Below are 18,123 nucleotides of genomic sequence, written 5' to 3'. Positions count from 1 at the left end.
TCTCTTAATTATTGTTCGCAGCGTTCTGCGCGATATCGTTTTCGGCGCTTAACTCGCGCACGGCGATATAACGTTCGCTGCGACGGGTGCGATCCAGCACCTGCCCTACCAATTGGCCACACGCGGCATCGATGTCTTCACCGCGGGTGGTGCGTACGGTGACATTGAAGCCGGCATGGTGAAGCTGATCCTGGAAACGGCGAATCGCGTTGTTGCTCGGGCGCTCGTAACCGGAATGCGGGAACGGGTTGAACGGAATCAGGTTGATCTTGCACGGGATGTTCTTGAGCAACTCGATCATTTCGACCGCGTGCTCAGTCTTGTCGTTGATGTCCTTGAGCAACGTGTACTCAATGGTCAGCACGCGCTTCTCGCCCAAGGACGACATGTAGCGCTGGCACGACTCGAGCAGCATCTTAAGCGGATACTTCTTGTTGATCGGTACCAATTGGTTACGCAATGCGTCGTTCGGTGCGTGCAGGGACAACGCCAGGGAGACGTCGATGTGCTTGGACAGCTCATCGATCATCGGCACCACACCCGATGTAGACAGGGTTACGCGGCGCTTGGAGATCCCGTAGCCCAGGTCATCCATCATCAGATGCATGGCGGCCACGACGTTGTCGAAGTTCAGCAGCGGCTCACCCATGCCCATCATCACCACGTTGGTGATGGCACGGTCGGCGGTCGCCGGGATGCTGCCGAACGATTTATTGGCAATCCACACCTGACCGATGACTTCGGCGGCGGTGAGGTTGCTGTTGAAACCTTGCTTGCCGGTGGAGCAGAAACTGCAATCCAGGGCACAGCCTGCCTGGGACGAAACGCACAAAGTGCCGCGCTTGCCCTGGGGAATGTACACGGTCTCGACGCAGCTACCGGACGCCACGCGCACCACCCACTTACGGGTGCCGTCGGTGGAGATGTCCTCGCTGACCACTTCGGGGCCGCGGACTTCAGCAATGGCCTTGAGCTTGTCGCGCAAGGCTTTGCTGACGTTCGTCATGGCGTCGAAATCATCGACGCCAAGGTGGTGAATCCATTTCATTACCTGACCGGCACGGAAACGCTTCTCCCCGATTGAGTCGAAGAATTTTTCCATTTCCAGCTGAGTCAGACCCAGCAGGTTGGTTTTTACAGTCGATGTAGTCATGGATTCACCTTCACTCTTAAGCCAATGCTTAGCGAGTGGTTACTTCAGTAGCGGCGAAGAAGTACGAGATTTCGCGAGCAGCAGCAGCTTCGGAGTCCGAACCGTGCACAGCGTTGGCGTCGATGGAATCAGCGAAGTCAGCGCGGATGGTGCCGGCAGCAGCTTCTTTAGGGTTAGTAGCGCCCATCAGCTCACGGTTCAGAGCGATAGCGTTTTCGCCTTCCAGAACCTGAACAACAACCGGGCCGGAGATCATGAAAGCAACCAGGTCGCCGAAGAAACCACGAGCGCTGTGCTCAGCGTAGAAGCCTTCAGCTTCGGCTTTGGACAGTTGCTTCAGTTTCGAAGCTACAACGCGCAGGCCAGCTTTTTCAAAACGAGTGGTGATCTCGCCGATAACGTTTTTTGCAACAGCGTCAGGCTTGATGATGGAGAAAGTACGTTGAACAGCCATGGTGTAACTCCAGAAACGGTAATTTGTGAAAAATTAAACCCGCGAATTATACGCGGGTTCTTTGGTATTGCCTAACTGCGTACGGCGTAGACTCAGTCTGCTTCTTCGATCCAGGCGGCCTGAATGGCTTCAAGCACCTTCTCGCCACCGCGGGTCGGATCATCGCTGAACTCCGGCAATGCCAGCACCCATTTGTGCAAATCGACGAAGTTCACGTAACGCGGGTCCGTATCCGGCTTGGATTCAGCCAGCTGGATCGCGATTTCCAGCACATCAACCCATTTCAGACTCATGTCAGTTCCTTGAATCAGTGCGCCGCTTCGGCCGCATGGTTGAGCGAGTATTTCGGAATTTCGACGGTCAGGTCTTCAGTCCCGACGACCGCCTGACAGCCTAGACGCGATTGCGCCTCCAGACCCCAGGCCCGATCAAGAAAGTCTTCTTCCAGCTCATCGGCCTCTTCCAGCGAGTCAAAACCTTCGCGGATGATGCAGTGGCAGGTGGTGCAGGCGCAGACGCCGCCGCAGGCACTCTCCATCTCGATATGGTGTTCATGGGCCAGTTCGAGAATGGAGGTACCGGGCTCAGCTTCCACAACCATGCCGTCCGGGCAAAACTTATCGTGTGGCAGAAAAATGACCTGCGGCATCGTTATTCCTCAATCTCATTCAGGTTGCGCCCCGCCAGCGCGGCTTTCACCGTCGAGTCCAGGCGGCGGGCAGCAAAGGCATCGGTCACTTGCGACAGACGCTTGGTCTGCTGCTCGATGGCGTAACCATCGGTACCTTTCATCAGTTCGGTCAGTTCCTGCATCTGCAACTCGATAACCCTGCGCTCTTCAGCGTCGAGCAGGCGTTCGCCGTCGACATCGAGGGCGCCTTGCACCGCCTCGATCAGGCGCTGGGCATCGACTTGCTGCTCACGCAGAACACGGGCAACTTTGTCGTCGCTGGCGTGCTGGAACGAATCCTTGAGCATTTTGGCGATTTCGCCGTCGGTCAGGCCGTAGGACGGCTTGACCTGGATACTGGCCTCAACGCCCGAACCCAGCTCGCGGGCAGAAACACTGAGCAGACCGTCGGCATCGACCTGAAAGGTCACGCGAATCTTCGCCGCGCCCGCCACCATCGCCGGAATACCGCGCAATTCGAAGCGTGCCAGGGAGCGGCAGTCACTGATCAGCTCGCGTTCGCCCTGCAACACATGGATCGCCATGGCCGACTGGCCATCTTTGTAAGTCGTGAAGTCCTGACCGCGGGCGACGGGGATGGTGGTGTTGCGTGGAATCACCTTCTCCATCAGGCCGCCCATGGTTTCCAACCCCAGGGACAACGGAATCACGTCAAGCAACAGCAGCTCGCCGCCGTCACGCTTGTTGCCAGCCAGCGTATCGGCCTGGATCGCAGCACCAATGGCCACCACTTGATCCGGATCGATTTCGGTCAGTGGCTCGCGACCGAAGGCTTCAGCCACGGCTTCGCGAACGCGAGGCACACGAGTCGAACCGCCAACCATGACCACCGCGTGAACGTCGTCCAGCTCGATACCGGAATCACGCACAGCGCGGCGGCAGGCTTTCAGGCTGCGAGCAACCATCGGCTCGATCAGCGCATTGAAGACCTCACGAGTCAGCTCGGCCTTCCAGTCGCCATAAGCGACTTCAACAGCCGCAGCATTGGTCAGGGATTCTTTGGCTGCACAGGCCGTTTGCAGCAGATTGCGTTGTACACCCGGATCGAGGTCGGCCGACAAGCCGGCGCTTTCGATGATCCAGCCAGCGATTGCGTGATCGAAGTCATCGCCGCCCAGAGCGCTGTCGCCGCCGGTAGCCAACACCTCAAACACACCGCCGGTCAGGCGCAGAATCGAAATATCAAAGGTGCCGCCACCCAGGTCATAAATAGCAACCAGGCCTTCGGCATGCTGGTCCAGACCGTAAGCCACAGCGGCAGCAGTCGGCTCATTAAGCAAACGCAGCACGTTCAGACCGGCCAGCTTGGCCGCATCCTTGGTGGCTTGACGCTGAGCGTCATCGAAATAGGCCGGAACCGTGATCACCGCGCCAACCAGTTCGCCGCCCAACGTGGCCTCGGCGCGCTGACGCAACACCTTGAGGATATCGGCAGAGACTTCGACGGGGCTTTTCGGACCCTGAATGGTGTCGATGAACGGCATGTGCGACTCGCCGCCGACAAAGCGGTACGGCAGTTGATCGCCCAATTGCTTGACGTCGGACAGACCACGACCCATCAAGCGCTTGACCGACAGCACGGTGTTCAAAGGATCGGAGGCGGCAGCCAGTTTGGCCGACTCGCCGACCTCGACACGATCGGCGTGGTAGCGCACGGCAGACGGCAGGATGACCTGCCCGTCAGCGTCGGGCAAAGGCTCGGAAAGACCACTGCGCAATGCAGCGACCAGCGAATTGGTAGTGCCCAAGTCGATACCGACAGCCAGACGACGCTGGTGCGGTTGAGGACTTTGGCCGGGTTCGGCGATCTGCAGTAGGGCCATCGTTATCAGGACTTATCTGTATATCAGGCGTGCGACCGGAGCGGCACTGGGTTAATCGTCGAGGCGCTCTTCTAACTGGCGCACTTCGTAGGTGAGCTTGTCGAGGAACTGCATGCGTCGCATCAGGCGTTCGGCCTGTTCGCGTTGCGCTGCATTATTCCAACAGGCTGCGAAGCTTTGGTTCAGTTCATCCTGTGCCGTCTTCAGGCGGCGCTTGAACACGGCAATACCCGCCAGGTCGGCGCTGTCTTGCAGGTCTTCGAGCTCTTCACGCAGCTCCATCTGCTGCAGAAGAAATTCCGGATCATGCACCGTGACCTCCAGCGGCAGCTCGTGACCACCCAGAGCGAGCAGATATCGCGCGCGCTTGGGAGGATTTTTGAGCGTCTGGTAGGCCTCATTGAGGCTCGCGGATTGCTCTAGCGCCAGCCGTTGCTCTCGCTCGGAAGCGTCTGCAAAACGGTCAGGATGAACGCTGCGCGCCAACTCACGGTAGCGCGTAGCCAGCTGGTCGAGATCCAGATCGAAGCTCGGTTGCAGCTCAAATAAAGCGAAATGACAAGGAGTACCCACGAGTAGCCTCAGATATTGAAGCTTTCGCCGCAGCCACATTCACCGCGTACGTTGGGGTTGTTGAACTTGAAGCCTTCGTTCAACCCTTCCTTGACGAAATCGAGTTCGGTGCCGTCCAGGTAGGCCAGGCTTTTCGGGTCGATGATCACTTTCTCGCCGTGACTTTCGAACACCTGATCCTCTGCAACTACCTCGTCGACAAACTCCAGCACGTAGGCAAGGCCGGAACAGCCTGTGGTGCGAACACCCAGACGAATCCCTTCACCTTTGCCGCGCCCGTTGAGCGAGCGTCGCACGTGTTGAGCAGCCGCTTCTGTCATGCTGATAGCCATCGGGGACTCCTTACTCGTCGCCAAATCTTGAAAGTCAGATCAAGCCTTTCTTCTGCTTGTAGTCGCGAACGGCCGCTTTGATAGCGTCTTCAGCAAGTACGGAGCAGTGAATTTTTACTGGCGGCAAAGCCAGTTCTTCGGCCAGCTGAGTGTTCTTGATGGTCTCTGCTTCATCCAGAGTCTTGCCTTTCATCCACTCGGTCGCCAGGGAGCTGGAGGCGATAGCCGAACCGCAACCGTAGGTCTTGAACTTGGCGTCTTCGATGATGCCTTGCTCGTTAACCTTGATCTGCAGACGCATCACGTCGCCACACGCTGGAGCACCAACCATGCCGGTGCCGACATCAGGGTCTTCCGCGTCCATCTTGCCGACGTTGCGCGGGTTCTCGTAGTGGTCGATGACCTTTTCGCTGTAAGCCATGATTCTTAATCCTCACTCATCAGAGAGTCGCTCTTAAGCCCTGCGATCCGAAATCCTGCAGGGCCGGTTTGCGGCGACTTGAAATCAGTGTGCCGCCCACTCGATTTTCGAAATGTCGACACCGTCTTTGTACATGTCCCACAGCGGCGACAGAGTGCGCAGCTTGGTAACGGCCTCGCAGACTTTCTGCGCGGCGTAGTCGATTTCTTCTTCGGTGGTGAAACGGCCGAAGGTGAAGCGAATCGAGCTATGGGCCAGTTCGTCGTTGCGGCCCAGGGCGCGCAGTACATACGAAGGCTCAAGCGATGCCGAGGTGCAGGCCGAACCGGACGAAACTGCCAGATCCTTGAGCGCCATGATCAGCGACTCGCCTTCAACGTAGTTGAAGCTCAGGTTCAGGTTGTGCGGAACGCGGGCGGTCATGCTGCCGTTGATGTACAGCTCTTCCAGGCCTTCGACCTGTTTGAAGAAACGGTCGCTCAGGGCTTTGATACGCACGTTCTCGGCAGCCATGTCTTCCTTGGCTACGCGGAAAGCCTCACCCATGCCGACGATCTGGTGGGTCGCCAGGGTGCCGGAACGCATGCCACGTTCGTGACCGCCACCGTGCATGGTCGCTTCAATGCGAACACGCGGCTTGCGGCTCACGTACAGTGCGCCGATGCCTTTAGGGCCGTAGGTTTTGTGGGCAGAGAACGACATCATGTCGACTTTCAGCTTCGACAGGTCGATATCGACCTTGCCGGTGGACTGAGCAGCGTCGACGTGGAACAGGATACCCTTCGAGCGGGTCAGTTCGCCGATGGCCTCGATGTCATTGATGGTGCCGATTTCGTTGTTCACGTGCATGACCGAGACCAGGATGGTGTCGTCGCGCAGGGCAGCTTCGATCATCTCTGGCGTGACCAGACCATCGGTGCGCGGCTCGAGGTAGGTCACTTCGAAGCCTTCACGCTCCAGTTGGCGCATGGTGTCGAGGACAGCCTTGTGCTCAATCTTGGTGGTGATCAGGTGTTTGCCTTTGGTGGCATAGAAATGCGCCGCACCCTTGATTGCCAGGTTGTCGGATTCGGTGGCACCGGAGGTCCAGACGATTTCACGCGGGTCGGCGTTGACCAGGTCAGCGACCTGACGACGAGCGTTTTCGACGGATTCTTCAGCTTTCCAGCCGAACACGTGGGAACGGGACGCCGGGTTACCGAAGTTTCCGTCAACCAGCAAGCATTCACTCATCTTTTGCGCGACACGTGGATCAACTGGGGTCGTCGCAGAGTAATCAAGGTAAATCGGCAATTTCATGGACTATCTCCTAAATCAGGCTGGCTGGCGTGCCGCTAGCTCTTTGGCTGTCATTCGACGGCGGACGCTTCAATCTTGTCCAGGCGTGGCGTCTTGCTGTTGCAACGACGCTGATCCTGACGCTGGGCTACTTCTTGTACCTCACGGCGAGTGACAAGGTCAGCCAAGCTGATACCGCTCAGAAATTCGTGAATCTGCAGGCTCAGATCGCACCACAAGTGGTGGGTCAGACAGGTGTCGCCTTGATGGCAATCGCCCTGGCCCTGGCATTTGGTTGCATCGACCGATTCGTTCACCGCATCGATCACCTGGGCAACCTGGATGCCCTGCATGTCGCGCGATAGCTGGTAGCCACCGCCTGGGCCACGAACACTGGACACCAGATTGCTGCGGCGCAATTTGGCGAAGAGCTGTTCGAGGTAGGACAGGGAGATGCCTTGGCGCTCGGAGATATCGGCCAGGGACACCGGCCCGTGCTGCGCATGCAACGCCAGGTCAAGCATGGCGGTCACGGCGTATCGGCCTTTTGTAGTCAGTCGCATGGACAATTACCACGGAGTTCAGAATGGGGCGAGTATGCAATTCCCGAGTATTTAAGTCAACTATAAGACCTAGTGCTTTACTCAGGATTACCCGCAAAAGAGCGCGCGCATCATAACAAAGGCTGGCCGGGAACAGCCAGCAATTGCTCGCGAAGAACCCGTCCGGATTTAGCCGGCCTTGCTTTCGTCTTTGTCCTTGACGCAGGCGAAGTCTTCTTCGCGCAACTCAGGCAGATCCTTGGCGCAATAGTTGCTACCCAGATCCTTCAACGCACCGCACATACCCTCCAGGCGACCATCGACCGCCTGCAGGTGATCGAGCAGCTGACCAATGGCGCGAGCCACCGGGTCGGGCATGTCTTCGCCGACGCCGTAGGCATCAAAGCCGATCTTCTCGGCCATGGCCTTGCGCTTGGCGTCCTGCTCGTCATCGGATTTGACGATGATCCGCCCCGGAATGCCGACCACCGTCGCGCCGGCCGGAACCGCCTTGGTCACCACGGCATTGGAGCCGATCTTGGCACCCGCACCGACAGTAAACGGACCCAGCACCTTGGCGCCCGCCCCGACCACCACGCCATCTTCAAGCGTCGGGTGACGCTTACCCTTGTTCCAGCTGGTGCCACCCAGGGTCACGCCCTGATAAAGGGTGACGTCATTGCCGATCTCAGCGGTTTCACCGATGACGATGCCCATGCCATGGTCGATAAAGAAACGACGACCAACCTTGGCGCCCGGATGGATCTCAATCCCGGTCAACCAGCGACCGAAATTCGACACCAATCGCGCCAGCCACTTCCAGCCCATCCCCCACAGGGCCGACGACAGGCGGTGGATCCAGATGGCGTGCATGCCCGGGTAGCACGTCAGAACTTCAAAGGCGTTGCGCGCTGCCGGATCACGATGGAAAACACTCTGGATATCTTCACGCAAACGCTCGAACATTTTTAATCCTTCCGCTTAAGAAGCTCGCCACGGGCCGCTTTCTGGGTTTCCGTGAGGATGCCACGCAATATATTCATTTCCGCCCGGCTGACCGAGCTGCGTCCGTACAACCGGCGCAGGCGCGCCATCAAGTGCCGTGGTTTTTCCGGATCGAGGAACTCGATGGCCACCAGGGTTTGCTCCAGGTGCTCATAGAATCGCTCCAGTTCATCCATGGTCGCCAGCTCACCACTTTTAATGGACGCCACTTCATCCTTTTCGACCTTGCTCGGCTGACCTTGGGCCGCGAGCCAGGACATCCGTACTTCATAGCTCAACACCTGCACCGCTGCCCCAAGGTTCAGCGAACTGAACTCAGGGTCTGATGGGATGTGCACGTGATAATGACATCGCTGCAGCTCTTCATTGGTCAGGCCGGAATCTTCACGACCAAACACCAAGGCAATCTCGGCACCCTGCCCGGCCTCCTCGACCACTTTCACGCCGCACTCGCGGGGATCGAGCAACGGCCAGGGAATGCGCCGGTCGCGAGCGCTGGTGCCGAGCACCAGATTGCAGCCGACCAAGGCATCTTCCAAGGTGGCGACGACTTGCGCGTTTTCAAGGATATCCCCGGCGCCGGAGGCACGAGCATCAGCCTCGTGGTGCGGGAACAACCGCGGTTCGACCAGCACCAGCCGCGACAGGCCCATGTTCTTCATAGCACGCGCAGCCCCGCCGATGTTGCCGGGATGGCTGGTATTGACCAGGACGACACGAATGTTATGCAGCAAGGGAGGCGCTCTCGAACACGTTAATGGGGAGCAGAATCTTACAGCTCAACCTACCGTTAAGCTATGAAAGCGAACACTGACCTTCACCTGTAGAAACTTTCTGATAGAATGCCCGGCTTTCTTTAACAACCTTAGGTGACACATCCATGCAGCCCATGCTGAATATCGCGCTGCGCGCCGCCCGCAGCGCCAGTGAATTGATCTTCCGCTCCATCGAGCGCCTGGATACCATCAAGGTCGACGAAAAAGACGCCAAGGATTACGTATCCGAGGTGGATCGCGCCGCCGAACAGAAAATCATCGACGCGCTGCGCAAGGCCTACCCTACCCACGGCATTCTCGGCGAAGAAACCGGCATGCACCCGGGTAGCGGCGAAGGCGAAGAATACCTGTGGATCATCGATCCACTGGACGGCACCACCAACTTCCTGCGCGGCATTCCTCACTTCGCTGTCAGCATCGCCTGCAAATACCGCGGTCGCCTGGAACACGCTGTTGTTCTGGACCCGGTTCGCCAGGAAGAATTCACTGCCAGCCGTGGTCGTGGCGCTCAACTGAACGGTCGTCGTCTGCGCGTCAGCGGCCGCACCAGCCTGGACGGCGCCCTGCTGGGTACCGGCTTCCCGTTCCGCGATGACCAGATGGACAACCTCGAGAACTACCTGGGCATGTTCCGCGCCCTGGTTGGCCAGACTGCCGGCATCCGCCGCGCTGGCTCGGCGAGCCTGGACCTGGCCTATGTGGCTGCTGGTCGTTTCGACGCCTTCTGGGAATCGGGCCTGTCCGAGTGGGACATGGCGGCAGGCGCCCTGCTGATCCAGGAAGCAGGCGGCCTGGTGAGCGACTTCACCGGCGGTCACGATTTCCTTGAGAAAGGCCACGTCGTTGCCGGCAACACCAAGTGCTTCAAAGCAGTATTGACGGCCATCCAGCCGCACCTGCCGGCTTCGCTTAAGCGCTAAGCGCCCGGCCACAAAAAAGCACCCTTCGGGGTGCTTTTTTTTTGAATCTGACTTTCAACTATTTATTGAGCCGGTTCGTTCTGCGACAGAACCAACTTACCTTCCTTGTCGACCGGAATCTGGTTGCCCGGATCGCGGTCCATCCGCACCTTGCCTTCCTTGCCGTCGAGCGAATAACGAACGTCATAACCTACAACTTTGTCGCTGATGTCATTGACCGTGTTGCAGCGAGTTTGAGTCGTGGTGTAGGTGTCACGCTCCTGCATGCCCTCCTGCACCTTGTTGCCCGCATAACCGCCGCCGACCGCACCGGCCACTGTGGCGATCTTCTTGCCCGTACCGCCGCCGATCTGGTTGCCCAATAGGCCACCCGCCAGCGCACCCACCACCGTACCGGCGATCTGATGTTGATCTTTCACCGGCGCCTGTCGGGTTACTGCAACGTCCTTGCACACTTCACGTGGCGTCTTGATTTGTGTCTTGACCGGTTCGACGGCTAGAACTTGCGCATACTCAGGGCCGCTTTTAACCAGGCTGTAGGTGGCAACAGCACCCCCGGCAGTCACACCGACAACACCCAATACCGCACCAACCAGCAACGACTTGTTCACATGAACCTCCTGACCATCACATGCGGGACATACCCGCGCTTCTCCCAGCCTTGGAGCATAAAAAAAGGCGCGAGTTCAATTCGCGCCTTTTTTGGCAGACAACAGGAAGGCGATGGCCGTTACGGGCGGTCGTCGACTTCCTTATCGGTCGCCACAGCAGGAATCAGATCCTCGGTGCTCAGGTTCAGCCAGATCAGCACGACGTTGGCGATGTAGATCGACGAGTAAGTACCCGCCAGAACACCGATAAACAGGGAGATGGAGAAGCCGAACAAATTGTCGCCACCGAAGAACAACAGGGCCGCGATCGCCAGCAAGGTGGAGATCGAAGTCGCCATGGTCCGCAGCAAGGTTTGCGTGGTCGAGATGTTGATGTTCTCGATCAGGCTGGCCTTGCGCAGGACACGGAAATTCTCACGAACCCGGTCGAATACCACGATGGTGTCGTTGAGCGAGTAACCGATGATCGCCAGTACCGCCGCCAGCACCGTCAGGTCGAAGGTGATCTGGAAGAACGACAGGATACCGATGGTCACGATCACGTCGTGAATCAACGAGACAATGGCGCCGACCGCAAACTTCCACTGAAAGCGGAAAGCCAGGTAGATCAGAATACCGCCCAGCGCCATCAGCATGCCGAGGCCGCCCTGATCGCGCAGCTCTTCACCCACCTGCGGGCCGACGAACTCGACGCGCTTGACCACCGCTGGGTTGTCGCCGCCGACTTTCTGCAGCGCCTCTGCCACTTGGTGGCCCAACTGCGGATCTTCACCCGGCATGCGCACCAGCAAATCGGTCGTAGCACCGAAGCTCTGTACGATCGCCTCGTGATAACCCGAAGTGGCCAGCTGCTCACGCACCTTGGTGACATCGGCCGGACGCTCGTAGGTCAGCTCGATGAGCGTACCGCCGGTGAAGTCCAGGCCCCAGTTCATGCCCTTGGTGGCGACGCTGAACAATGCCAGTAAGGTAAGAAACAATGTGACGCCGAACGCAACGTTGCGAACGCCCATGAAGTTGATTGTACGTAACATGGCAGCCCCTTAAATCCACAACTTCTTGAAGTCACGACCGCCGAAGATCAGGTTGACCATCGCGCGGGTCACCATGATGGCCGTGAACATCGAGGTAAAGATCCCGAGGGACATGGTCACTGCGAAGCCTTTGACCGGGCCGGTGCCCATCGCAAAGAGAATCCCGCCGACCAACAGTGTTGTCAGGTTGGCGTCGAGAATCGCAGTAAATGCCCGGCCGAAGCCTTCGTTGATTGCCCGCTGTACGGTCATGCCCGCCGCGATCTCTTCGCGTATCCGCGAGAAGATCAGAACGTTGGCGTCGACCGCCATACCCATGGTCAACACGATACCGGCGATACCCGGCAGGGTCAGCGTTGCACCCAGCAGCGACATCAGGGCCAGCAGCATCACCATGTTCACGGTCAGCGCGACGGTGGCAATGATGCCGAAGAAGCGGTAGATGGCGATGATGAACAGCGAGACAAACAGCATGCCCCACAGCGATGCATCGACACCCTTGACGATGTTGTCGGCACCCAGACTTGGGCCAATGGTGCGCTCTTCAGCGAAGTACATCGGTGCAGCCAGACCACCTGCACGCAACAGCAGCGCCAGTTCGGACGACTCGCCCTGGCCGTTCAGGCCAGTGATACGGAATTGAGCACCCAGCGGCGACTGGATGGTCGCCAGGCTGATGATCTTCTTCTCTTCCTTGAAGGTTTGAACCGGCACGTCTTTCTCGACGCCGTTAACCATTTTCTTGACGTAAGTGGTGACCGGGCGTTGCTCGATGAAGATCACCGCCATGCTGCGACCGACGTTGCTGCGGGTCGCACGACTCATCAGCTCGCCACCGTGGCCATCCAGACGGATGTTCACTTCAGGCGTGCCTTGCTCGCCGAAGCCAGCCTTGGCATCGGTGACCTGGTCACCCGTGATGATCAAGCCACGCTCGATTTGCGCTGGCGGACGATTGCCTTCACGGAATTCGAAGCTTTCAGAAGTGGCTTTCGATGCACCAGGCTCAGCGGCCAGACGGAACTCAAGGTTGGCCGTCTTGCCAAGGATACGCTTGGCTTCGGCGGTGTCTTGCACGCCCGGCAGCTCAACCACGATGCGGTTGGCGCCCTGACGCTGAACGATTGGTTCGGCAACACCCAGCTCGTTGACGCGGTTACGTACCGTGGTCAAGTTCTGCTTGATGGAGTATTCGCGGATTTCCGCCAGCTTGGCCGGGGTCATCGCCAGACGCAGCACCGCCTGACCATTGAGGTCGGCCGGAACAATGTCGAAATCGCTGAAGTTCTTGCGGATCAGTGCACGGGCCTGTTCGCGGGACGCTTCATCACTGAAACCCAGCTGTATGGCACCATCGAGTTGTGGCAGGCTGCGATAGCGCAGTTTCTCTTTACGCAACAGGCTCTTGACGTCGCCTTCATAGACTTTCAAGCGCGCGTCGAGGGCTTTGTCCATGTCCACTTCGAGCAGGAAGTGCACACCACCGGACAAGTCCAGACCCAGCTTCATCGGGTGCGCGCCAAAGCTGCGCAGCCATTGCGGGGTGGTTTGTGCAAGGTTCAGTGCAACGACGTAGTCATCACCCAATGCCTTGCGCACGACGTCTTTGGCAGGCAGCTGGTCTTCAGCCTTGGTCAGACGAATCAGACCGCCCTTGCCGTTCGCTGCCAGGGTGGCAGCCTTGACATTGATCCCGGATTCCTTGAGCGCTGCGCCCACACGATCCAGATCAGCCTGAGTCACTTGCAGCGCAGTGCTTGCACCACTGACCTGAATAGCCGGGTCATCAGGATATAGATTGGGAGCGGAATAAATCAGACCGACCGCCAGCACCGCCAGGATCAGAATGTATTTCCACAGAGGGTATTTGTTCAGCATCACGCCGCCCGCTTATGACGCGGGGCGCCTTGCGCGCCCCGTCGATTGAGTAGAAGTTGAAACTTAGATCGCTTTCAGCGTGCCTTTTGGCAGCGTGGCGGCGATGGCGCCTTTCTGAAACTTCATTTCGATGGTGTCGGAAACTTCCAGAACAACGAAATCGTCTGCCACTTTAGTGATCTTGCCGGCGATACCACCGGTGGTCACAACTTCGTCGCCTTTCTGCAGGCTGCCGAGCAGGTTCTTCTGCTCTTTGGCGCGCTTGGCCTGTGGACGCCAGATCATCAGGTAGAAGATGACCAGGAAACCGACCAGGAAAATCCACTCAAAACCACCACCCATTGGGCCTGCCGCAGGTGCAGCAGCGTCAGCCATGGCATTAGAGATAAAAAAGCTCATTTAGCACTCCAGTTGCAAATGTTGAATCTTGGGGTCAGAAAACTCAGTCCAAAGGCGGAACAGCAAGCCCGCGTTTGGCGTAGAAGGCATCGACAAAGGCGGCCAATGTACCCTGTTGAATAGCCTCGCGCAAACCAGCCATAAGCACCTGGTAATGGCGCAAATTGTGGATGGTATTCAACATGCTACCCAGCATTTCGCCGCACTTGTCCAGATGGTGCAGATAAGCACGGGAGAAGTTCTGGCAGGTGTAGCAATCGCAGGTCGGATCCAGCGGCGAATCATCATGGCGATGGAACGCGTTACGGATCTTCAGCACGCCTGTATCAATGAACAGATGCCCATTGCGGGCATTACGGGTTGGCATCACGCAATCGAACATGTCCACACCGCGGCGCACACCCTCAACCAGATCTTCCGGTTTGCCAACGCCCATAAGGTAACGAGGTTTGTCAGCCGGCATCTGACCTGGCAGGTAGTCGAGCACCTTGATCATCTCGTGTTTCGGCTCGCCCACCGACAGACCACCGATGGCCAGGCCATCGAAGCCGATTTGATCGAGGCCTTCCAGGGAACGCATGCGCAGATCCTGGTGCATACCGCCTTGAACAATACCGAACAGCGCCGCCGTGTTGTCGCCATGGGCTTCTTTCGAACGCTTGGCCCAACGCAACGACAGCTCCATCGAAATCCGCGCGACGTCTTCGTCAGCCGGGTACGGCGTGCATTCGTCGAAAATCATCACGATGTCCGAGCCCAGATCGCGCTGGACCTGCATCGACTCTTCCGGGCCCATGAACACCTTGGCGCCATCAACCGGCGAGGCGAAGGTCACGCCCTCCTCCTTGATCTTGCGCATCGCGCCTAGGCTGAACACCTGAAAACCGCCGGAGTCGGTAAGAATCGGGCCTTTCCACTGCATGAAATCGTGCAGGTCGCCGTGCTTCTTGATCACTTCAGTGCCAGGACGCAGCCACAAGTGGAAGGTGTTGCCCAGAATGATTTCCGCGCCGGTCGCGGTAATGTCCCGCGGCAGCATGCCCTTGACGGTGCCGTACGTGCCCACCGGCATGAAGGCCGGGGTCTCGACGGTACCGCGCGGGAAGGTCAAACGACCGCGACGAGCCTTGCCGTCAGTAGCAAGCAACTCAAACGACATACGACTTTGGCGACTCATTCTGTTTCCTCTGGGCCACGTGGTGCAGGGTTACGGGTGATAAACATCGCATCACCGTAGCTGAAAAAGCGGTATTGATGCTCGACGGCGGCTTTATAAGCGGCCATGGCTTCGGGATAACCGGCGAACGCCGAAACCAGCATCAACAGCGTGGATTCGGGCAAATGAAAGTTGGTGACCAGGGCATCGACCACATGAAACGGCCGGCCCGGGTAGATAAAGATGTCCGTGTCGCCACTGAACGGCTTGAGTACACCATCGCGCGCGGCACTTTCCAGCGAACGCACGCTGGTGGTCCCAACGGCGATCACCCGACCACCGCGAGCGCGGCAGGCTTCGACTGCATCGACCACGTCTTGACCGACTTCCAGCCACTCACTGTGCATGTGGTGGTCTTCGATCTTCTCAACGCGCACCGGCTGGAACGTGCCCGCACCGACGTGCAACGTCACGAACGCCGTCTCGACGCCCTTGGCGGTAATCGCCTCCATCAGCGGCTGATCGAAATGCAGCCCTGCCGTCGGCGCCGCCACCGCGCCCAAACGCTCGGCGTAGACCGTCTGATAACGCTCGCGGTCCGAGCCTTCATCCGGGCGGTCTATATAAGGAGGCAACGGCATGTGGCCGACGCGATCGAGCAGCGGCAACACCTCTTCGGCGAACCCCAACTCGAACAACGTATCGTGCCGCGCCAGCATCTCAGCCTCGCCACCACCGTCGATCAGGATCTTCGAACCGGGCTTGGGCGACTTGCTGGAACGCACATGGGCGAGCACGCGATGACTGTCGAGCACCCGCTCCACCAGGATTTCCAGCTTGCCGCCGGAAGCCTTCTGGCCAAACAGCCGCGCCGGAATCACCCGGGTATTGTTGAACACCATCAAATCGCCCGGGCGCAAATGCTCGAGCAAATCAGTGAATTGACGGTGCGCCAGGGCGCCGCTGACCCCATCCAGGGTCAACAGGCGACTATTGCGACGCTCAGCCAAAGGGTGGCGAGCGATCAGCGAATCAGGGAGTTCGAAAGTAAAGTCAGCAACGCGCATGATGGGGTTCGTCTAGCAGGGGCCGGAAGTCTAGCCGAAATAGTGAAAATTCTCTATGTACCTGATTGACCGACGGTAATCTCATCTCTATACTTCGCCGCCATTGAGCCCTGATGGCGGAATTGGTAGACGCGGCGGATTCAAAATCCGTTTTCGCAAGAAGTGGGAGTTCGAGTCTCCCTCGGGGCACCAAAATTAAGAAAGGTCTTGCTTTGCAAGGCCTTTTTTTTCGTCTGCGATAAAGTGGGCGACACGCCGCCGACCCGCAGGAGCCGGCTTGCTGGAGATTCTTTTGATCTCCCCGCCCGCGGCCGGTACGACATTTCTCAAGGATTCATCTCATGGAACTGCTGCTGGAAACTGTTGCTTTGTTCTGTCTGAAGCTGGCTTATGAGACGGAGGGGTCGAGTCCGATTCTGCGGGATGATCCGATCATGAGCGATTACGAGCGGGAGGTATTTGGCTTGCTGGTGCGCCGGGGTGATGTCGAGAGTATTCAGCTTAGAGTGGCGCACTGCGCAGGTTTGGCGCTAGACGCTATAGGCGGGGCTGATACGCCGCTTGGGCGTGAACTGCAACGGTTGTCAGCTAATGTCAGCAATGCGCAGACAATGGAGCAGCTTGATACGCCGCTCACTGCACTAAAGGGATACTTGAAAGATATTCAGTGAATGATCGTGTTAGGCAAGCTTGTCACGCCTTTACACCCGCTGGTACTGGGTACGGCTTTGGCAGATATGGAAATAAATCTGTCCACTTTTCCATTGCGCCAGCAGACACAATGAAAGACTTTTCGGCATCACAAGGACGTATCAATGCGGCAAATCGCTCTCAGCAACAAGCCGATCAGAGGCGTTCCCCGCCGCCTTCGTGCTCTGGAACAATGGGCCTCCAGCTTTCGCGACGAGTTTTACCCGCGATCCGGGCGCATGGAGCGCTACACACATTGGAAGATCCCGGTGCACGCGGCCTTGGTTCAAGGCCCTCAAGCAAGAATCGAAGTTCAGGCCTTCTGCATTCAGCAACTGCTCGAAGCCGCTTGCCACCTGTCCAACGCTGCTGACCACTCACAGGGTTACTACCGGGTCGCTTGCCTGCTGGTGTGGCCATGGGTTCATCAGAGCGAGGTCACCCTCTTCTATGACCGGGACTATTATCTGGGTTTTCTCGGTGAGACTAACGCTCTCATGCCAGAGCGGATCAGTCATGCTCTTGCGTTGCACACACCAGCGAATTTCGTCGAGCACGGGCATGACGTAACTCAACCTGACGATGAGGTCGCAGTACAGTGGTGGTGCATCGGAGAACCGGCCTGACGGCTTTCGCGAGCAGGCTCGCTCCCACAGGGGTTTTGCGTGTTGATTGGAATTTTGGATTGGTCCTGAGGATTTCGGGCTGGCGATGCTCAGTTCAGGGCGAAGCTGAGAGTTGAGCCACGAAACTGGAATTCGAAACAAACCAGCAGACCCTACAAGGAAGTTCGAGCAATGAAACACGTGCTTATGGGCGTTCCGGAAGGCGAGGATTTCGCGTCCTATGAAAAGGAAATCCCGGTTTCTGTCGAGGATCTCAAGCCGATCCTGGGGTGGGCGAAGGACGATGACTGCGTCTATGACTATCGGCTTACAGCGGAACAAATCAACGCGATAGAACAGCTCTGCTCCCTAAAATTACCCACGGATCTGATGCTGTTTCTTACCGGTAATGCTTGCTATACATCACCCATCGACACGCCCTCAGGGCATTAGGCCAGTGAGTGAACGCCCCGCACCCCACTCATCTAGACTTAATGGATAGTCGTAGGCAGAACCGAACACGTCGCTTTGGTGCAGTTAAATCAAAGGCGGCGTGGCAATCTGCCTTTTATGCCCTTTAAGAGGTGCGGCGAAGACCGCACCGGGCACAACAAGATGCCCGCTCAGGGTGCCCTGGCCACCGGCCTGAAAATGCCACGATACCGTGACGTGGTGTGAGTGCCGCAGCCGACACTTTCGGACGACCGACAACCTT

At 58.0% G+C, this 18,123-nt stretch carries 22 protein-coding genes and 1 tRNA gene; 5 read left to right on the top strand and 18 right to left on the bottom strand.

What is annotated here, in order from left to right; translation table 11 throughout:
- Window positions 1-4: 4 nt before the first annotated feature.
- The 12 genes from rlmN to trmJ all read right to left on the bottom strand — a co-directional run bounded on the left by rlmN (window position 5) and on the right by trmJ (window position 9,006).
- Window positions 5-1,153, bottom strand: a complete 1,149-nt coding sequence (gene rlmN, locus ACYZT3_RS06335; RefSeq protein WP_282375259.1) for a dual-specificity RNA methyltransferase RlmN — start codon at window positions 1,151-1,153, stop codon at window positions 5-7.
- Between the two features lie 28 nt (window positions 1,154-1,181).
- Complete coding sequence (gene ndk / locus ACYZT3_RS06330) at window positions 1,182-1,607, bottom strand: nucleoside-diphosphate kinase (RefSeq protein WP_007916882.1); 426 nt, start codon at window positions 1,605-1,607, stop codon at window positions 1,182-1,184.
- A 92-nt stretch (window positions 1,608-1,699) separates the two neighbouring features.
- Window positions 1,700-1,900, bottom strand: coding sequence for a Fe-S cluster assembly protein IscX (iscX, locus tag ACYZT3_RS06325; RefSeq protein WP_282375258.1), 201 nt, complete (start codon window positions 1,898-1,900; stop codon window positions 1,700-1,702).
- Window positions 1,901-1,914: 14 nt separating this feature from the next.
- Window positions 1,915-2,256: an ISC system 2Fe-2S type ferredoxin gene (gene fdx, locus ACYZT3_RS06320; protein ID WP_282375257.1), complete on the bottom strand. Its 342-nt coding sequence runs from the start codon at window positions 2,254-2,256 to the stop codon at window positions 1,915-1,917.
- Window positions 2,257-2,258: 2 nt separating this feature from the next.
- Entirely contained in the window at window positions 2,259-4,121 is a 1,863-nt protein-coding gene (gene hscA / locus ACYZT3_RS06315) for a Fe-S protein assembly chaperone HscA (RefSeq protein ID WP_282375256.1), read from the bottom strand.
- Between the two features lie 51 nt (window positions 4,122-4,172).
- Entirely contained in the window at window positions 4,173-4,694 is a 522-nt protein-coding gene (gene hscB, locus ACYZT3_RS06310; protein WP_462032342.1) for a co-chaperone HscB, read from the bottom strand.
- Between the two features lie 8 nt (window positions 4,695-4,702).
- Window positions 4,703-5,026: an iron-sulfur cluster assembly protein IscA gene (gene iscA, locus ACYZT3_RS06305; RefSeq protein WP_007903589.1), complete on the bottom strand. Its 324-nt coding sequence runs from the start codon at window positions 5,024-5,026 to the stop codon at window positions 4,703-4,705.
- A gap of 34 nt (window positions 5,027-5,060) precedes the next feature.
- Window positions 5,061-5,447: a Fe-S cluster assembly scaffold IscU gene (gene iscU, locus ACYZT3_RS06300; protein WP_003443374.1), complete on the bottom strand. Its 387-nt coding sequence runs from the start codon at window positions 5,445-5,447 to the stop codon at window positions 5,061-5,063.
- Window positions 5,448-5,531: 84 nt separating this feature from the next.
- Window positions 5,532-6,746, bottom strand: coding sequence for an IscS subfamily cysteine desulfurase (locus ACYZT3_RS06295; RefSeq protein WP_282375255.1), 1,215 nt, complete (start codon window positions 6,744-6,746; stop codon window positions 5,532-5,534).
- Between the two features lie 50 nt (window positions 6,747-6,796).
- On the bottom strand, window positions 6,797-7,288 hold the full coding sequence (gene iscR / locus ACYZT3_RS06290) for a Fe-S cluster assembly transcriptional regulator IscR (RefSeq protein ID WP_008042436.1): 492 nt from the start codon (window positions 7,286-7,288) through the stop codon (window positions 6,797-6,799).
- Window positions 7,289-7,456: 168 nt separating this feature from the next.
- Entirely contained in the window at window positions 7,457-8,233 is a 777-nt protein-coding gene (gene cysE, locus ACYZT3_RS06285; protein WP_282375254.1) for a serine O-acetyltransferase, read from the bottom strand.
- Between the two features lie 2 nt (window positions 8,234-8,235).
- Window positions 8,236-9,006: a tRNA (cytosine(32)/uridine(32)-2'-O)-methyltransferase TrmJ gene (gene trmJ / locus ACYZT3_RS06280; RefSeq protein WP_282375253.1), complete on the bottom strand. Its 771-nt coding sequence runs from the start codon at window positions 9,004-9,006 to the stop codon at window positions 8,236-8,238.
- Between the two features lie 146 nt (window positions 9,007-9,152).
- On the opposite strand from trmJ, the gene suhB reads away from it, so the two are divergent.
- Complete coding sequence (suhB, locus tag ACYZT3_RS06275) at window positions 9,153-9,968, top strand: type III secretion system regulator SuhB (RefSeq protein ID WP_282375252.1); 816 nt, start codon at window positions 9,153-9,155, stop codon at window positions 9,966-9,968.
- 62 nt (window positions 9,969-10,030) lie between these two features.
- Here suhB and ACYZT3_RS06270 read toward each other — a convergent pair whose 3' ends face one another.
- The 6 genes from ACYZT3_RS06270 to queA all read right to left on the bottom strand — a co-directional run bounded on the left by ACYZT3_RS06270 (window position 10,031) and on the right by queA (window position 16,113).
- Window positions 10,031-10,579, bottom strand: coding sequence for a glycine zipper 2TM domain-containing protein (locus ACYZT3_RS06270; protein WP_462031725.1), 549 nt, complete (start codon window positions 10,577-10,579; stop codon window positions 10,031-10,033).
- A gap of 119 nt (window positions 10,580-10,698) precedes the next feature.
- Window positions 10,699-11,613, bottom strand: a complete 915-nt coding sequence (gene secF, locus ACYZT3_RS06265; protein ID WP_282375250.1) for a protein translocase subunit SecF — start codon at window positions 11,611-11,613, stop codon at window positions 10,699-10,701.
- Window positions 11,614-11,622: 9 nt separating this feature from the next.
- Window positions 11,623-13,491, bottom strand: coding sequence for a protein translocase subunit SecD (gene secD, locus ACYZT3_RS06260; RefSeq protein WP_282375249.1), 1,869 nt, complete (start codon window positions 13,489-13,491; stop codon window positions 11,623-11,625).
- A 63-nt stretch (window positions 13,492-13,554) separates the two neighbouring features.
- Window positions 13,555-13,890, bottom strand: coding sequence for a preprotein translocase subunit YajC (gene yajC / locus ACYZT3_RS06255; RefSeq protein WP_046046023.1), 336 nt, complete (start codon window positions 13,888-13,890; stop codon window positions 13,555-13,557).
- Window positions 13,891-13,933: 43 nt separating this feature from the next.
- Window positions 13,934-15,049 (bottom strand): tRNA guanosine(34) transglycosylase Tgt, encoded by a 1,116-nt coding sequence (gene tgt / locus ACYZT3_RS06250; RefSeq protein ID WP_282375333.1) that lies wholly within the window; start codon window positions 15,047-15,049, stop codon window positions 13,934-13,936.
- A 14-nt stretch (window positions 15,050-15,063) separates the two neighbouring features.
- Window positions 15,064-16,113, bottom strand: coding sequence for a tRNA preQ1(34) S-adenosylmethionine ribosyltransferase-isomerase QueA (queA, locus tag ACYZT3_RS06245; RefSeq protein ID WP_462031724.1), 1,050 nt, complete (start codon window positions 16,111-16,113; stop codon window positions 15,064-15,066).
- A gap of 107 nt (window positions 16,114-16,220) precedes the next feature.
- Here queA and ACYZT3_RS06240 point away from each other — a divergent pair.
- The 4 genes from ACYZT3_RS06240 (at window position 16,221) to ACYZT3_RS06225 (ending at window position 17,861) form a co-directional block, all read left to right on the top strand.
- A tRNA-Leu gene (locus tag ACYZT3_RS06240) sits at window positions 16,221-16,305 on the top strand.
- Between the two features lie 149 nt (window positions 16,306-16,454).
- Entirely contained in the window at window positions 16,455-16,784 is a 330-nt protein-coding gene (locus ACYZT3_RS06235) for a hypothetical protein (protein WP_282375247.1), read from the top strand.
- 144 nt (window positions 16,785-16,928) lie between these two features.
- A complete protein-coding gene (locus ACYZT3_RS06230; protein ID WP_282375246.1) occupies window positions 16,929-17,429 on the top strand; it encodes a DUF3916 domain-containing protein in 501 nt (166 codons plus the stop codon).
- Between the two features lie 171 nt (window positions 17,430-17,600).
- Window positions 17,601-17,861: a DUF7683 domain-containing protein gene (locus ACYZT3_RS06225; protein WP_282375245.1), complete on the top strand. Its 261-nt coding sequence runs from the start codon at window positions 17,601-17,603 to the stop codon at window positions 17,859-17,861.
- Window positions 17,862-18,123 lie beyond the last annotated feature (262 nt).

This window comes from Pseudomonas sp. MDT1-16 (assembly GCF_054898115.1).
The sequence above is the reverse complement of the archived record's forward strand: the minus strand, read 5'-3'. Positions and strand labels throughout refer to the sequence as shown.

Excerpts from the sequence above, each read along its gene's own strand:
- iscR (WP_008042436.1), bottom strand. The coding sequence starts at position 7,288 with ATGCGACTGACTACAAAAGGCCGATACGCCGTGACCGCCATGCTTGAC.
- hscA (WP_282375256.1), bottom strand. The coding sequence starts at position 4,121 with ATGGCCCTACTGCAGATCGCCGAACCCGGCCAAAGTCCTCAACCGCAC.
- suhB (WP_282375252.1), top strand. The coding sequence starts at position 9,153 with ATGCAGCCCATGCTGAATATCGCGCTGCGCGCCGCCCGCAGCGCCAGT.
- ndk (WP_007916882.1), bottom strand. The coding sequence starts at position 1,607 with ATGGCTGTTCAACGTACTTTCTCCATCATCAAGCCTGACGCTGTTGCA.
- fdx (WP_282375257.1), bottom strand. The coding sequence starts at position 2,256 with ATGCCGCAGGTCATTTTTCTGCCACACGATAAGTTTTGCCCGGACGGC.
- ACYZT3_RS06235 (WP_282375247.1), top strand. The coding sequence starts at position 16,455 with ATGGAACTGCTGCTGGAAACTGTTGCTTTGTTCTGTCTGAAGCTGGCT.
- ACYZT3_RS06225 (WP_282375245.1), top strand. The coding sequence starts at position 17,601 with ATGAAACACGTGCTTATGGGCGTTCCGGAAGGCGAGGATTTCGCGTCC.
- secF (WP_282375250.1), bottom strand. The coding sequence starts at position 11,613 with ATGTTACGTACAATCAACTTCATGGGCGTTCGCAACGTTGCGTTCGGC.
- iscU (WP_003443374.1), bottom strand. The coding sequence starts at position 5,447 with ATGGCTTACAGCGAAAAGGTCATCGACCACTACGAGAACCCGCGCAAC.
- queA (WP_462031724.1), bottom strand. The coding sequence starts at position 16,113 with ATGCGCGTTGCTGACTTTACTTTCGAACTCCCTGATTCGCTGATCGCT.
- iscA (WP_007903589.1), bottom strand. The coding sequence starts at position 5,026 with ATGGCTATCAGCATGACAGAAGCGGCTGCTCAACACGTGCGACGCTCG.
- yajC (WP_046046023.1), bottom strand. The coding sequence starts at position 13,890 with ATGAGCTTTTTTATCTCTAATGCCATGGCTGACGCTGCTGCACCTGCG.
- iscX (WP_282375258.1), bottom strand. The coding sequence starts at position 1,900 with ATGAGTCTGAAATGGGTTGATGTGCTGGAAATCGCGATCCAGCTGGCT.
- ACYZT3_RS06295 (WP_282375255.1), bottom strand. The coding sequence starts at position 6,746 with ATGAAATTGCCGATTTACCTTGATTACTCTGCGACGACCCCAGTTGAT.
- cysE (WP_282375254.1), bottom strand. The coding sequence starts at position 8,233 with ATGTTCGAGCGTTTGCGTGAAGATATCCAGAGTGTTTTCCATCGTGAT.
- rlmN (WP_282375259.1), bottom strand. The coding sequence starts at position 1,153 with ATGACTACATCGACTGTAAAAACCAACCTGCTGGGTCTGACTCAGCTG.
- tgt (WP_282375333.1), bottom strand. The coding sequence starts at position 15,049 with ATGTCGTTTGAGTTGCTTGCTACTGACGGCAAGGCTCGTCGCGGTCGT.
- secD (WP_282375249.1), bottom strand. The coding sequence starts at position 13,491 with ATGCTGAACAAATACCCTCTGTGGAAATACATTCTGATCCTGGCGGTG.
- ACYZT3_RS06230 (WP_282375246.1), top strand. The coding sequence starts at position 16,929 with ATGCGGCAAATCGCTCTCAGCAACAAGCCGATCAGAGGCGTTCCCCGC.